We start from the raw sequence: 13,628 nt of genomic DNA on the forward strand, positions 1-13,628 counted from the left end.
CGGTATTTACACATATCATGTTGTAACAGCTGCCTGTAAACTCCATCGCAGTATATATTACAGCGTTATTCTCATCATCGTTCAAGGCATGGTATTAATTATACCTACATACCTTCAACAGGATTATTTACCATTCCTTTAACATTCATGACAAAAATTCTCCATCTTTTACAAAACAAAATTATATGCTTTTACTTAGGCAGTAATTTCACCGTGCGCAATTCCAAAATGTTCAAACTATTGTTCACCATCCCTTTCACATTGGGTTGTAGAAAGTGAATCACTTCATCGTAAAACAAAGGTACCACGGGCGCATTCGCTATTACAATGCGATCCATTGCTTTGTACTCTTCGTAACGAAGACTATCGTTCGTTTCTTGCAATGCTTTCTCATATAATGCATCGAATTGAGGATTGGAGAACCTTGTATAATTCGGTGGGGCGGGATTTTTACTGTAGAAAACGGCTAAGAATGATTCAGCATCTGGATAATCGGCGATCCAGCTAGCCCGGAAAAATGGTACTTGCACTTTTGAAGCTTGTTCAATTAATGAGCTTTTCTGGATTATTTCTACTTGCACTTTAATGCCCACTTCTTCTAATTGGTTGGCCACAAAGCTGGCCATATCGGCATATAATGGAATAGACACAAGTTTAATGCCCGGCATGCCTTTACCATTAGGGTAAGCGGCTTCCGTTAATAGTTGTTGCGCCTTTTGTGGATGGTAATGATACCCTTTAACTGTAACGGAATCGAAGGAAGGCAAACCCATCGGCAAGCACCCCGATGTTGCCGGCTTACCAATGTTATTACGCAAATACATCATCATCTTCTCCCGGTCGATCGCGTAGTTAATGGCTTGACGGATTTTTACATCTTTCAACGGGGAATTACGCACCATGGGGTTTTCCGGGTCTACTACAATACCAAAATACTCGATGTTTAAATAGAATGATTTGTCTAGCACAATCTTTCCTTTCCATTCATCTTTCAGCTCGCCGGATTTCGACAATACTTCATCTTTAAATGACGACTCAATATCATTCATGAAATCCAATTGCTTTTGCATGAACAATAAAAACTCCGTTCCCCTACTATCCACAAACGATACCTGCACAGCATCCAAATACGGCAACCGCGCACCTACACTATCTCGCTCGAAATAATTCGGAAATCGATGCAGTACCAAAGCCTGCCCTTCTTCCCAAAAATGAAACTGGAAAGGCCCTGTACCACACGGATGCTTACGGAAATCTTTCCCGTATTTCTCCACTACTTCATGCGGTACGATCGAGCAATATTGCATGCTAAGGATGCCAAGAATTGGGTTGAATGGCTTTAATAACTGTAACTGGAAGGTGGTATCGTTTATGGCTTGGAAGCCTTTCTGTGGATCTACTTTATCGTTAAAAATCCATGCACCTGGCGATGCTGTGGCCGGGTCCATTACGCGGCGAAAACTATACACGATATCATGTGCCGTCATACGGCGACCTTTTCCGCCTGCAAAAACTTCATGATCATGAAAGAATACATCGCCCCGCAAATGGAAGGTATAAGTCAACCGGTCGCTAGAAATCGTCCAATCCTTGGCGAGAGAGGGTTTAATGCCGATGATTGGATCGGGTTCCACCAAGGTATTATAGATTTGATGAACGGCCCATATAATAGCTTGGTTCTTAGCAAATGCGGGATCGAGGGTAGGAATACCTTCGGGTTGATTGTATCGAAATACGTTTTTGTTTTCGCGTTGCGAAGTACCACAAGCAAGCATCATGGCCCATAAAAGCCCCATTAACACGGTGTACCGTTTGTGTAATATGCGGTGAAATGTCTCTCTCATTTGCCGTTAAATTAATATCTTTCCGCCTAAAATATAAACTTCTATATGCGTAGGATTTTTTTATTGTTGATGGGGATAGTAGGAACCAGCAGTGTATTTGCGCAACATCAAACCACGTTTACCAAGGCCGACACACTCCGCGGAACGCTCAATGCGGATAGAATTTGGTGGGACGTTACCTTTTACGATTTACACGTAAATGTACACCCCGCCGATAGTTCATTACAAGGTCATAATACCATTCGATACAAAGTATTAAAACCGCATAACAAAATGCAGATCGACCTGCAAGTACCCATGCAAATCGATTCTGTTGTGCAAAATAACCGTTCCCTGAAGTTTACGCGCGATGGGAATGCCTTCCTCGTGCAATTGGAAGCTACGCAAACAAAAGGTTCTACACAAGCCATTACGGTACACTATTCGGGCAAACCCCGCGTAGCGATCCGCGCACCATGGGACGGTGGCCTTGTTTGGTCTAAAGATTCTCTCGGTCGCCCATGGATTGCTACAGCCTGCCAAGGGTTAGGCGCCAGCGTTTGGTGGCCTAATAAAGATCACCAAAGCGAAGAACCCGATAGCATGAGCATCACGGTCACTGTACCAAAAGGGCTAATCGACGTATCGAACGGTCGCCTCCGCAGCAAGCAAGAAAACGAAAACACGACTACGTTTAATTGGTACGTACAAAACCCTATCAATAACTACGACGTAGCCCTCAATATCGCCCACTATAGCAACTTCACGGATGTATACGACGGCGAGAAAGGTAAACTGGATTTATCTTACTGGGTAATCGATTACAACCTCGAGAAAGCGAAAAAACACTTCGAAGTGGTAAAACCCATGATGCAATGTTTCGAACATTGGTTCGGACCATATCCTTGGTACGAAGACAGCTATAAATTAGTGGAAACACCGCACCTCGGCATGGAACACCAAAGCGCTGTAGCCTACGGTAATAAATACAAAATGGGCTATAACGGTAGAGATTTATCTGGTAGCAAATGGGGTATTAAATGGGACTTTATCATTATCCACGAAAGCGGCCACGAATGGTTTGGTAACAACATTACCACGAAAGACATTGCCGATATGTGGGTACACGAAAGTTTCACCAACTACTCTGAAACTATATTCACTGAATGTCAATACGGTAAAGAAGCAGGCAACGAATACAACCAAGGTGCCCGCAGAAATATCCAAAACGACATCCCAGTGATCGGCCACTACGGCGTAAATAGTGAAGGCTCTGGTGATATGTATTACAAAGGTTCTGCGATGATTCACACCATCCGCCAAGTAATCGATAACGACGAGAAATTCCGTAGCATCTTACGTGGTTTGAATAAAACCTTCTACCACCAAACTGTTACTACAAAACAAGTAGAAGAATACATCAATAAAATGGCCGGCCGTAACTTCAACAAAGTATTCGACCAATACTTACGCACTACCGGCGTACCTGTTTTAGAATACAAAGTAGAAGGCAATAAATTAAGCTACCGTTGGAAAGCTGATGTGAAAGGATTTGATTTACCTGTAAAAGTGAAAATCAATGGTAGTACCAATTTCCAATTCCTGTACCCAACTACGGAAAGCTGGAAAACAATGGTTGTAGACAATTTCACGAGCTTAGAAGCAGACAAGAATTTCTACATTAAAGTGAGCAAACACTAAATATTATTCCATCTTTATTTCCAATGCCGTCTCTACAAGTAGGGGCGGCATTTTTGTTGGAGCGTATTCCTCGTTTTGAACGGATTGTTGCACTAAAAATCTAATCCCCTGCGTATGAGCCAGTTATTAAAAAAGCTTCACTAGGCACTACAACTACCGGGTAAGGGAAGTTAAAGGGATTCAAAGGCAGGTCAAAGGGAAGTCAAAGTCTTTCAAAGGGGCGTCAAAGGCTTTTCAAAGGGTCGTTAAAGGCTCGTCAAAGGGAAGTCAAAGGCTCGGTAAAGGCTTTTGTATATTTAACCACCTTTACATCCCATTTACGACAAGCATTATTCCCGCAATAACCGGAAGGCATGGTGCCATGTTCCTGTTCTAAACCCGTAAGCCCACCATAAAACGCTTAAAGCTTCGATTTCGCGGGCTATCTCGATGCCGCCGATATCGATAACGTCGGGCCAGCCGAGTTGCTGTAAAATGTCTTTAACGGCCTTTTTTGCCCAATCGTTGTTACCGCAGATAAACATACTGGGGGCACCCTCTTTGAATTGGGGGTTGATCATATGGCCATGACCGATGCTATTGAGGGCTTTTACCACGTGGGCACCGGGTAGCCAAGCCTGTATTTGCTCGCCTGCCGAGAGATTTTTATGTAATTGGAAGGAGATTTTGCCGTTGGCATCTGGCCCTTTATCGTCGAGCGGGTTGGTAACGTCGACCACTATCTTACTTTTAAAGTTCCACACACCGGCTTGTTCGATAGAAAGTTGGGCGCTTTGCCAGGTGGTGCATAACACGATGAGGTCGCCCCAAACGGCTGTTTCCTGTAGCGAACCGAGGAAACCTTTGCCGGGGAAAGTGGCTTGAAAATCTTGTAAGGAAGGCTTCTGAACATGATTTGATCCCATCATCACTTCATACCCCTTCTCGCACAAACCTTTACCGATTGCCATTCCAACGGCACCGGCTCCCAGGATCCCGATCTTCATACTTCACACGTTTCTACTAATTTACCGAATTTTCATGGCAGTACGAAATCGAATCCCGGGCATAAAAAAACCGTTGACGGGGCGTATTTCCACCTCGACAACGGCTATTTCGTTGATATATACGGCTATTATTGTTGTAAGTAGCTTAAAAAACGCTGCATACCTTGGCGTTTCGCCGGGGTAAGCGGGTAGCTGATATTTTGCGTGTAATACACGTGCATATCGTATACCGGGTGCTCGATTTCGGCAATAACTGCCGGTAAATTCTGAAAACCAATACTGTTCGCATTATTAAAGGCAGCGATAAACTCGGGCGACAATTGCTTGTTGCTGATCCATGCCGCGAACACGAACGGTAAATTCGTGAATTTAATCCATGCTTCGGCCAAATCGTAAATAAATGGCGATTTATGGCGCTGTGCTAGGGCACGGTCGCCAATTACCAAACCGGCGTCGGTGCCTTGGATTTTATCTTGGTAATCGCCCGTTGTTTCTACGAATTCAACAGGGAGTTTCCAATATTCCTTTACTAATACTTTTAAAAGGGCTACCGAAGTACGACTTTGATAGTCTAAATAAATTCTTTTTATATCGTGTAAAGGCACTTCACTAAATAAACATACGGAGGCAACGGGCCCATCGGCACCGATGCAGAAATCTGATATAATATGCGCTTCTTGTAATTTGGGTATAATTGCCACTGGCACAAGGGCTACGTCAACCTCTCCATCGATCAACTGGCGGGCGATTTTAGCCGGGTAATCCATCGTCAATTCCATCATATCCATTACAGGATGATTCCTAAATCCGTATAATAAAGGCTTAGTATTTGAATAACTTACTGCCGCAACTTTTACTTTCCGTTCCAATTTCTGTAATTTTGAAGCCGCAAAAGTACTTAAATTCCAGTTTATAACCGGGGAATCATTGATTTCAAGGTGTTAAAAGGAAATTAAAATTGTGAATACGAGTTTATTAATATCATTATGCAACTACAAGCTTTAACTGCTATTTCCCCTATCGACGGGCGTTACAGAGGTCAAGTAGAAGAACTGGCCCCTTATTTTTCTGAATTTGCGTTGATCCGTTACCGCGTAATGGTGGAGGTAGAATATTTTATTGCCTTGGCAGAACAAAAGCTTTTCGCTTTACCGAAAAGCAAACATGCTGCTTTGCGCAATATCTACCAAAACTTCACGGTTGAAAACGCTCAACTCATCAAGGATACAGAAAAAATCACCAACCACGATGTGAAAGCAGTGGAGTATTTCTTGAAGAACGAGTTGAAGAACCTGGGTCATGAAGCTCTCCTAGAATGGGTGCATTTTGGTCTTACTTCGCAAGACATCAATAATACGGCTAACCCGTTGATGTGGCGCGACGCCGTAGAACATGTTTACATGCCTGCGATTGCCAACCTTATTTTGTCGTTGAAGAAGATGTCGAAAGCTTGGATGAAGGTACCTATGTTGGCCCGCACACACGGTCAACCTGCATCGCCTACTATCCTTGGTAAAGAAATCGAAGTATTCGTTGAACGCTTGGAAGGCCAGGTGAATTTGCTCGGCCAAATTCCTTTTGCAGCGAAGTTCGGTGGTGCTACCGGTAACTTCAATGCTCACCACGTAGCTTTCCCGAAAGTAAACTGGGAGAAATTCGCGAATAAATTCGTGAATACCACCCTCGGCTTGCAACGTATGCAATACACTACGCAAATCGAGCACTACGATAACATCGCCGCGCAATTCGATACGTTGAAACGTATCAATACCATCCTCATCGATTTCGCACGCGACGTATGGCAATACATCTCTATGGACTACTTCAAACAAAAGATCAAAAAGAATGAAGTAGGTTCATCTGCGATGCCACACAAAGTAAACCCGATCGACTTCGAAAACGCGGAAGGTAACTTGGGCTTAGCAAATGCTATCTTTGAACACTTAAGCAGCAAATTGCCGATTTCTCGTTTACAACGCGATTTAACGGATTCGACTGTACTTCGTAACATCGGCGTTCCATTTGGTCATACCGTATTGGCATTGAAATCGCTCGATAAAGGTTTGAACAAATTGATCTTAAACGAAGCGAAGTTAAAAGCTGATTTAGAGGCGAACTGGGCGGTTGTTGCTGAAGCTATCCAAACAGTATTGCGTCGTGAAAACTTCCCGCAACCGTACGAAGCGTTGAAAGCGTTAACACGTGGTGGTGAACAAATTACCCAAAAAACAATGCACCAATTCATTGATGGATTGAAAATCACTGCTGCATTGAAAAAAGAATTAAAAGCGATTACACCACACAATTACACCGGTATTTGGTCGTAATGTACGGTAGGTATTATATTTAAAAACCCGTCTCTACACGTAGAGACGGGTTTTTTATCAATCTTACAGGATGTTTGCATTAGAAAAGATCGCCCCTAAGTTTTCATTCTACATGGCCTTGCTTACAGCGGTGCTGGCCCTCCTCGTTTTTTCCAACGAATTCACCGTGGAGGATGTGTGGAGCGATTATGCTGTATCTGTGAAAACCGCCCCCGTTATGTTAGCTGCGGCGATGATTTGGGTATTGAATGGCCTTGTATACCGTAGATGTAAAGCTATTAAACTACAGGCTTACATTACGCGGGCACACCTTGTATTACTCGCTTTAACGGGCATTGCCTTCTTTGTTGTAACGAAATTCACCCAAAACGGGCTAATGGCCGTACAATTAATGAAAGCGTTTTTTGTGGTGGAATTACTGTTGTTGGTGAACGCTTTGTATAGCCTCGCCAAACAAGCCGTTACCCCTTTTTCGGAAAAGGAGTTCGTGGTAGAGGAAGATGATTAACCTTTCTTCTACCCCACGTTTAACACCACGTGCTTTATTTTCTTCCGGTCGAATGTATACGTAATATGTACCTGGTTACCCACGGTAATAATTGCCGGGTAGCTGAATTCGCCTTTATCGTGTTTTTCTAACGTATACACATCTTTCCAATTCTTCCCATCTTTCGAAACGGCTACACGTAATTCATTTCTACCGTTAAACCAATCGGCACCCGCCACGGCAGGATTGTATACAAGTACTTGCCAACCATTCTTCATCGACACAGCATCGATACCTGAATTGGGATTCAGTATATTCAATGGCTTTAAGGCCGACCAGGTTTTACCTTCATCTGTCGACCAACTTTCGATGATTCTATTTTGGCGACTGCGGAAGAGCATTTGTAATTTATTCCCTGGGTAAGTTAGGATAGCGGGTTGAATAACGCCAAAAGTATCACAGTTGATTTGTACATCTTGCCACACCATGCTTGCGCCATCGCTTACTTCCAGGTGTGCATGCCACACTTTTTCATCTTTACTTTCGGTACTGGATGGATGTAATACTTTTCCATTTGCCAATTGAATAGGCTTATTTTTAATAGGGCCTAGGTTGTTGCCCGGTAAGCGTTTTGCTTCGCTCCATGTTTGACCGTTATTCGTACTTACTTTCATCATGCCCCACCATTCGCGTGGATTAGGACCAACTTTGTAGTACAAGAACAGTACGCCCACTTTTGTTTTAAACAGTACGGGATTCCAAGCTGGGAAACGCTTGTTTTGATCTACGACCCCATCGGCTACTTTCACAGCTTTTTGCCAAGCTCCATTGCTGTAGATAGCGGTATAAATGCTTACATCTTTATGTCCTTCGTATTCTCCGCCAAACCAAGTGGCCATGAGGCGGTTATTGTCTAATGCTACGATGGAAGAGGAATGGCAAGCGGGTGTAGTAGTGACTGTATCTTCAATAAAACCGGCTTTTGCTACACTTACTTTCTGTGCTTGTAATTGGGTGATTGCACCCAATAGCGCCATCATAACAACTAATCTCGAAATCATATGCCCATCTTTTAGGCGAGTAATATAGCAAAATGTTCCGCGAAATCGCAGCAATACGGGTAGTATTTACGTTTTCTTTGTATCTTTTCCCGCGAAATTCAATTCCATTCAAACAATGTCGTCTCAAAAAATCGCCGCGATCCTATTTGCTATTACTGCCCTGTTTTGTTTAATAGCGGGTTTTACATTCTTTAGCGATCGTGCTTACAACATCCATATAGCTGGTGGTTATGTTACCTTGCCGAGCTTGGTTGTATTGGGCGCCTTTGCTTTGTTGATGGTTACGTATGCTTGTTTCTATTACGCCTACCCGGCTTTGTTCCCGTTTAAATGGTTAACGTGGTTGCATGTTTTATTACTGATTCCTACCAGTATACATTTCATGTTTCAGCCCGATTGGTTTCCGCAAGGGCCACGCCGTTATTACGAAAATGCTTCGTTCATTGGGCAATACCAATCTACCTTTTTAATGATTTTCATGGCTGCACAGGTATTGTTTATTGTGCACTTAGCTATTGGCGTGGTGAAAGCGGCTTCAAGGAAATCGAAAACAGCATAGGTTTCGTATATTCACCCATAATATCATCCAAATCAACCATGAACTCCAATAAATTTGCGGCATACGCCTGTTTGTTAAGCGCTGTAATATTTGCCGTTGTAGGCATTTTTGCAGACCATTCCCTCACGTTAGACATGCATGTACATGATACCTACTTCGTGATATCCTTGCCCCATACATTAACTGCTGTGAAATTGATCTTTCTACTTGGTTGGATTTGCTATTATTTTTTACCCAGCTTCTTTCCCTTTAAAACATTGACCTGGATACAGGTCGTAATAACCCTGTTAATGTCACTGGTGATTGTTGGTAATACTTTATGGGCTAGACGTTTTATTGACCTTATTAGTGTAGAAGGATTTGAACTGAATAATCGATATATGATATGGGCGTTTTTGGGGTTGATGAGTGGTTTACTTTTGTTTATTGGTCATTTTGTTATCGGTACATTATTATGTTTATTTAGAAGATTTAATTCTCCTTCCTTCAACTCCCCCCTATGAAAACAAACAAACTAGCCACGTTCGTTTTATTAGCTGTGGCGATTTTCTTAACGGTGGCTTCTAAAACGTTTTTATCGAGGGATATACTTGATATCCATGTGTATGATACTTATTACGTTTTCGGTACATCACAAGTCATCTTTCTTTATACGTTATTTGCCCTGGCAATGGGCAGCTTCTATTATTTTACCAGCTCCCTTTTCCCGGTGCGTTGGCTTACTTGGGTGCAAGTCATCACCTTTACCGCATCCATTTTACTTATTGCCTTTTTTCATCAATGGCGTATTCCAAACAAGCGGCATTATTCAATACATTATGATCCTCCCTTTGCTGATTGGCCTAATGATCATTTAATTTTCTTCTGTGCTGTTGCCGGTTTCCTTGCAGCAATAGCACTCTTCTTAATACACATGATCATCGGTATCTTTCAGCATAACCGCAAATAAAAAAGAGGAATATTGCTATTCCTCTTTTTTATTCAATCTATCTTTTACATAAGAAATATCTGTTTTCCCGTGTGGTACCGGTTGCCCAGTGGCATCCAAATTCACGAATACCATTTTATCGATGGTTAATACCAATTGCTGGGTAAGTTTGTTACGAACTTCACAACGCATGGTTAATGAACTGGTACCGAAATGCGTGGCTACGATACCCATTTCGATGATATCGCCTTGCTTCGGCGCAGAAATAAAATTGATCTCGGAAATTAACTTCGTTACAACATGGGGGTTTTCGAGTTGAATGATCGCGTAGATCACTGCTTCCTCATCAATCCATTTCAATAAACTGCCACCAAAAAGGGTTTGATTGGGGTTTAAATCCTCAGGTTTCACCCACCTACGTGTGCGAAATTTTAATTCTGGTGCTTCTTTCATAGTCTGTTGATTTAATACAGTACAAAGGTCCTCATTATAACGCAGATTCGATAATTGAGTTTATCGATATGACCATAGATCAACAAATATGTACAACAAAAAACGGCATGCATCCCATCGATGCATGCCGTTCCGATATAAAACCTTCTTGTACTAACTTCTTACTCTTACCGGTGCACTACCACCCCTATCGCCACCACCACGACTTTCGCTACTGCGTGCCGGCGCTTCTCTTCGTGGTGCTTCCGAACGCTGAGGCGCTTGCATACGTGGCGCTTCTGAACGTTGTTGTTGCGGTGCTTGCATGCGCGGTTGACTTTGTGGGCGAGATTCACCTCCACGGTCCCAACCCCTAGCCGGTGCCGAAGAACGATCGTTGCCATTATTAGCAGGGCGATTATTACCACCGTTCCCCCAAGGGTTCAATGCTTCTTGGCGACGTTCTGGTGTCATAGATCGTGCCGGTGGAGCACTGTTGTTATCACGGTTATCGTTGTTATTCCAACCTGCACCGCCACGGTTCGGTTGAACCGGTGTGTTATCGCGGTTAAAATCGCGTGCACGGCCGGGTGCAGATGGTGTATTATCCCTGTTATTGTTCCAGCTGCTATTTGGGCGGCTGTTATTCCAATCGTTCGAACGGTTATCGTCGCGGTTACCGTTTATTACGCGGGATGGGGCGCCACCGTTGTTGTTATCACGGTTGTTCGACCAATCGCCTGTACGGTTATCGTTCCCATTGATAACACGGGATGGAGCACCGCCGTTGTTATTATCACGGTTATTCGACCAACCATTGTTGTTATCGCGGTTTCCGTTGATAGCGCGGCTTGGTGCGCCGTTGTTGTTATCACGATCGCGATCGTTCGCTGTCCAGTTGTTATTATTGCGTGATGGGTTGTTACCTGCTAAATTCGAACCGGTAGAAACTCTTGCCGGTGCTGCAATAGCACGATCGCTACCACGGTTGTAATAATTGTTCGGCATAGGTCGATCGTTGCCGGTACGATTGTCTTCACGCATATTCGGTGAATACATTCTAACCCTGTTACCCACTACCTCTGTAGCGCCTGGGCGACTATCGCGGGTAATCATTTGGGTACGAATAGGTGCACCTACATAGCGTACAGCTTCACGAACTTCAGGACCTCTTACGTATGTATGGTTATTGTTGATATAAGTATTGTTGATGATGGTGGTGTTTTGAATGATCACATTGTTTTGCGCATAAGGAATACCATAACGATGCCATCCACGGTCGCAGATGTAACGGCTTGGTAAGAAGTTCCAATATGCAGTTGGGATGTTGTAACCACCACTGAAATTGATGCTGATATTGATACCAGGACCTAAAGGAGCCCAACCGTAGTATCCGGCACTATGTCTCCAACTAACCCAAGCGGGTCCCCAGGTACGACCGGGAATCCATACCCAACCGTAGTAAGGGTCCATACGCCAACGACCGTAGTGGAAAGGTGCCCAACCCCAAGAGTAATTGGATACCCAAGTCCAACCGTAGTTGGTGTAAGTCCAGTAACCATTTGTATGATACGGCCTAAAATCCCGGCCGGCATTAGGAGCCCACACGTAACCATATTCTGAATCCGAGATCCAGCGGCCATAGGGGCTTAATTGATCGTAGAAAGTTTGATATGATGCTTGATCGTCATAATAATCATCTTGATCGTAACGATCGTCGTACTCGTTTTGAAAACTTTGTGCGGCGGCGGAGTTCGTAGCAGATGAAGCCATGATGCCAATACATACTAGCAGAATCGGTAACAAGAGCTTTTTCATATGTTGTTGTTTTAGGCGGGCATTTTACACAGTACCCAACTGTACTTGGTATAATGCAAAACAATTGCCAAGTTTTAGAAATTAACACTGGTTAACTTTCCGTGTGTAGTAAATAAGAAATTAGCATACCTAAAATTGTTATTACCAGCTATTTATATTTTCCCTGCGTTATAAAATGTTACGTTTGTGTGATGCCCGTATGACCCAGTTCTGATCGCTTATTGATAAAATCATTGGCACGCGATGGCATAATTATTGGCGTTCGCTTTTTAACAAAATCGGAAAACATGCTTTGCAAAACAGTCATCTTATTGGGATGTGCCATGTTAGCAATCCTTTCTTGTTCGAAAGATACCTCTACATTTGTTAACACGGTTCCCATCTATCAAGACCTTAAAGTTACGTTCGATAAAACTACCCGGCATAGCACTGCATTGGCTAATTTCAGGGCAAATAATGCAAATGGTTTACGCTTGGCATTGAATGGTTCGTCGGACTTACTATTTAACGGGAATCACCCGCAAATATTTTCCAGTACCAATGCTTATTCTTACACATACGAGGCAGATAGTTTGCAAAACATGCAATTCACCTTCAAGAAAAGTAATGAACAGGTCTTTAACAATACCATTTCTCTTAAAGACACCACGAATATCGATCTTCCCCCTACACTCACCAACGTGTCTATTCGTCAAAACACCACGATCCCCTTTACGGGTAAACCCTTACAATTTGGCGAGCAGGTAACCGTGTACCTCGTTCAACATAACACCCAAAGTGGGCTAGCCACTGAAAGTACCCCTGGCGTAACTAGCCTTGTATTCCCGGCCAGCTTATTGAGCAATTTTACCGTGGGGTCGGCCGACCTCTATATCGAGCGAACTGGGTTACCCATGAGTTTATCGGAAACGGATGGAACAGCGGGTGGGCAAAAGGTAACAAGCGTGGTGGTGGCTAAACGCGTCATTATCAACGAGTAAGAAAATCGACTTTTCACTATCACATGATTTACAAGCTGTTACAAGGGGTCAAAACGCTGGAGGATAGGCTTTTACTGGAAAAAGATAGGGTGGAGATAGGCTTAGGATAGGCTTTAGATAGGGTGAGGATAGGCTTAGGATAGGGTCGAGATAGGGTAAAGATAGGGTCGAGATAGGGTCCAAAGATGGGCGGAAAAGCCAATGTCACGTCCTAAAATAGGTTTACACCCTTGTTAGATAATCCGGATAAAGGTTTACACCTGTAGTTGTTAATCCGTATAATAGTTTACAGTTCCAAAGATTAAAAAAAAGAACCTATTACTACTACTTATTATAGTTTTTCTTTTTTTGCTTCTTTTTTTCTTTTTACAATCCACCTGGATTTGTGGATAACCGGCCTTGGGCACCTGTAGGTGACGCACCCTTTTGCTGCCATCTCATGGCCATTTTACCATGTTGATGATGCGCTTGTGCAGGGGTTAAGTAGTTGCAGCTACTGTGTGGCCGCTGCTCGTTGTAAATGGTG

At 43.3% G+C, this 13,628-nt stretch carries 12 protein-coding genes; 6 read left to right on the forward strand and 6 right to left on the reverse strand.

The genetic code is table 11. The annotated features are described in order from the left end of the window. Positions 1-191: 191 nt before the first annotated feature. The gene (locus LX64_RS24425; RefSeq protein ID WP_111600328.1) at positions 192-1,844 is read right to left on the reverse strand and encodes an ABC transporter substrate-binding protein; all 1,653 of its coding nucleotides are present in this window, start codon (positions 1,842-1,844) and stop codon (positions 192-194) included. A gap of 45 nt (positions 1,845-1,889) precedes the next feature. Here LX64_RS24425 and LX64_RS24430 point away from each other — a divergent pair, with 45 nt between their 5' ends. Next, complete coding sequence (locus tag LX64_RS24430; protein WP_111600329.1) at positions 1,890-3,524, forward strand: M1 family metallopeptidase; 1,635 nt, start codon at positions 1,890-1,892, stop codon at positions 3,522-3,524. 329 nt (positions 3,525-3,853) lie between these two features. Here the strand turns inward: LX64_RS24430 and LX64_RS24435 are convergent, their stop codons facing one another. Both LX64_RS24435 and LX64_RS24440 read right to left on the reverse strand, forming a co-directional pair. Further along, positions 3,854-4,510: an NADPH-dependent F420 reductase gene (locus LX64_RS24435; RefSeq protein ID WP_111600330.1), complete on the reverse strand. Its 657-nt coding sequence runs from the start codon at positions 4,508-4,510 to the stop codon at positions 3,854-3,856. Positions 4,511-4,638: 128 nt separating this feature from the next. Further along, the gene (locus tag LX64_RS24440) at positions 4,639-5,379 is read right to left on the reverse strand and encodes a menaquinone biosynthetic enzyme MqnA/MqnD family protein (protein ID WP_111600331.1); all 741 of its coding nucleotides are present in this window, start codon (positions 5,377-5,379) and stop codon (positions 4,639-4,641) included. Between the two features lie 117 nt (positions 5,380-5,496). Between LX64_RS24440 and purB the strand changes: the two genes are divergently transcribed. Further along, positions 5,497-6,837, forward strand: coding sequence for an adenylosuccinate lyase (gene purB, locus LX64_RS24445; RefSeq protein ID WP_111600332.1), 1,341 nt, complete (start codon positions 5,497-5,499; stop codon positions 6,835-6,837). A 70-nt stretch (positions 6,838-6,907) separates the two neighbouring features. Beyond that, complete coding sequence (locus LX64_RS24450; RefSeq protein ID WP_111600333.1) at positions 6,908-7,345, forward strand: hypothetical protein; 438 nt, start codon at positions 6,908-6,910, stop codon at positions 7,343-7,345. Positions 7,346-7,353: 8 nt separating this feature from the next. Here LX64_RS24450 and LX64_RS24455 read toward each other — a convergent pair whose 3' ends face one another. Continuing rightward, on the reverse strand, positions 7,354-8,385 hold the full coding sequence (locus LX64_RS24455; protein WP_111600334.1) for a sialidase family protein: 1,032 nt from the start codon (positions 8,383-8,385) through the stop codon (positions 7,354-7,356). Between the two features lie 115 nt (positions 8,386-8,500). Here LX64_RS24455 and LX64_RS24460 point away from each other — a divergent pair, with 115 nt between their 5' ends. Beyond that, entirely contained in the window at positions 8,501-8,944 is a 444-nt protein-coding gene (locus tag LX64_RS24460; protein WP_111600335.1) for a hypothetical protein, read from the forward strand. 499 nt (positions 8,945-9,443) lie between these two features. Then, positions 9,444-9,893: a hypothetical protein gene (locus LX64_RS24470; protein WP_111600337.1), complete on the forward strand. Its 450-nt coding sequence runs from the start codon at positions 9,444-9,446 to the stop codon at positions 9,891-9,893. Between the two features lie 15 nt (positions 9,894-9,908). Here the strand turns inward: LX64_RS24470 and LX64_RS24475 are convergent, their stop codons facing one another. Together LX64_RS24475 and LX64_RS24480 are read right to left on the reverse strand one after the other, a co-directional pair. Continuing rightward, entirely contained in the window at positions 9,909-10,325 is a 417-nt protein-coding gene (locus LX64_RS24475; RefSeq protein ID WP_111600338.1) for an acyl-CoA thioesterase, read from the reverse strand. A gap of 153 nt (positions 10,326-10,478) precedes the next feature. Then, positions 10,479-12,122 carry a DUF6600 domain-containing protein gene (locus tag LX64_RS24480; RefSeq protein WP_148707451.1) on the reverse strand — a complete coding sequence of 548 codons (1,644 nt, stop codon included), beginning with the start codon at positions 12,120-12,122 and terminating at the stop codon, positions 10,479-10,481. 287 nt (positions 12,123-12,409) lie between these two features. On the opposite strand from LX64_RS24480, the gene LX64_RS24485 reads away from it, so the two are divergent. Next, positions 12,410-13,102 carry a hypothetical protein gene (locus LX64_RS24485; protein WP_148707452.1) on the forward strand — a complete coding sequence of 231 codons (693 nt, stop codon included), beginning with the start codon at positions 12,410-12,412 and terminating at the stop codon, positions 13,100-13,102. Positions 13,103-13,628 lie beyond the last annotated feature (526 nt).

This window comes from Chitinophaga skermanii, assembly GCF_003259335.1.
Lineage (GTDB): Bacteria > Bacteroidota > Bacteroidia > Chitinophagales > Chitinophagaceae > Chitinophaga > Chitinophaga skermanii.

What these genes read in the sequence shown, in the direction of transcription:
- LX64_RS24470 (WP_111600337.1), top strand. Translation starts at nt 9,444, where the DNA reads ATGAAAACAAACAAACTAGCCACGTTCGTTTTATTAGCTGTGGCGATT.
- LX64_RS24430 (WP_111600329.1), top strand. Translation starts at nt 1,890, where the DNA reads ATGCGTAGGATTTTTTTATTGTTGATGGGGATAGTAGGAACCAGCAGT.
- LX64_RS24460 (WP_111600335.1), top strand. Translation starts at nt 8,501, where the DNA reads ATGTCGTCTCAAAAAATCGCCGCGATCCTATTTGCTATTACTGCCCTG.
- LX64_RS24435 (WP_111600330.1), bottom strand. Translation starts at nt 4,510, where the DNA reads ATGAAGATCGGGATCCTGGGAGCCGGTGCCGTTGGAATGGCAATCGGT.
- LX64_RS24485 (WP_148707452.1), top strand. Translation starts at nt 12,410, where the DNA reads ATGCTTTGCAAAACAGTCATCTTATTGGGATGTGCCATGTTAGCAATC.
- purB (WP_111600332.1), top strand. Translation starts at nt 5,497, where the DNA reads ATGCAACTACAAGCTTTAACTGCTATTTCCCCTATCGACGGGCGTTAC.
- LX64_RS24455 (WP_111600334.1), bottom strand. Translation starts at nt 8,385, where the DNA reads ATGATTTCGAGATTAGTTGTTATGATGGCGCTATTGGGTGCAATCACC.
- LX64_RS24475 (WP_111600338.1), bottom strand. Translation starts at nt 10,325, where the DNA reads ATGAAAGAAGCACCAGAATTAAAATTTCGCACACGTAGGTGGGTGAAA.
- LX64_RS24450 (WP_111600333.1), top strand. Translation starts at nt 6,908, where the DNA reads ATGTTTGCATTAGAAAAGATCGCCCCTAAGTTTTCATTCTACATGGCC.
- LX64_RS24425 (WP_111600328.1), bottom strand. Translation starts at nt 1,844, where the DNA reads ATGAGAGAGACATTTCACCGCATATTACACAAACGGTACACCGTGTTA.
- LX64_RS24480 (WP_148707451.1), bottom strand. Translation starts at nt 12,122, where the DNA reads ATGAAAAAGCTCTTGTTACCGATTCTGCTAGTATGTATTGGCATCATG.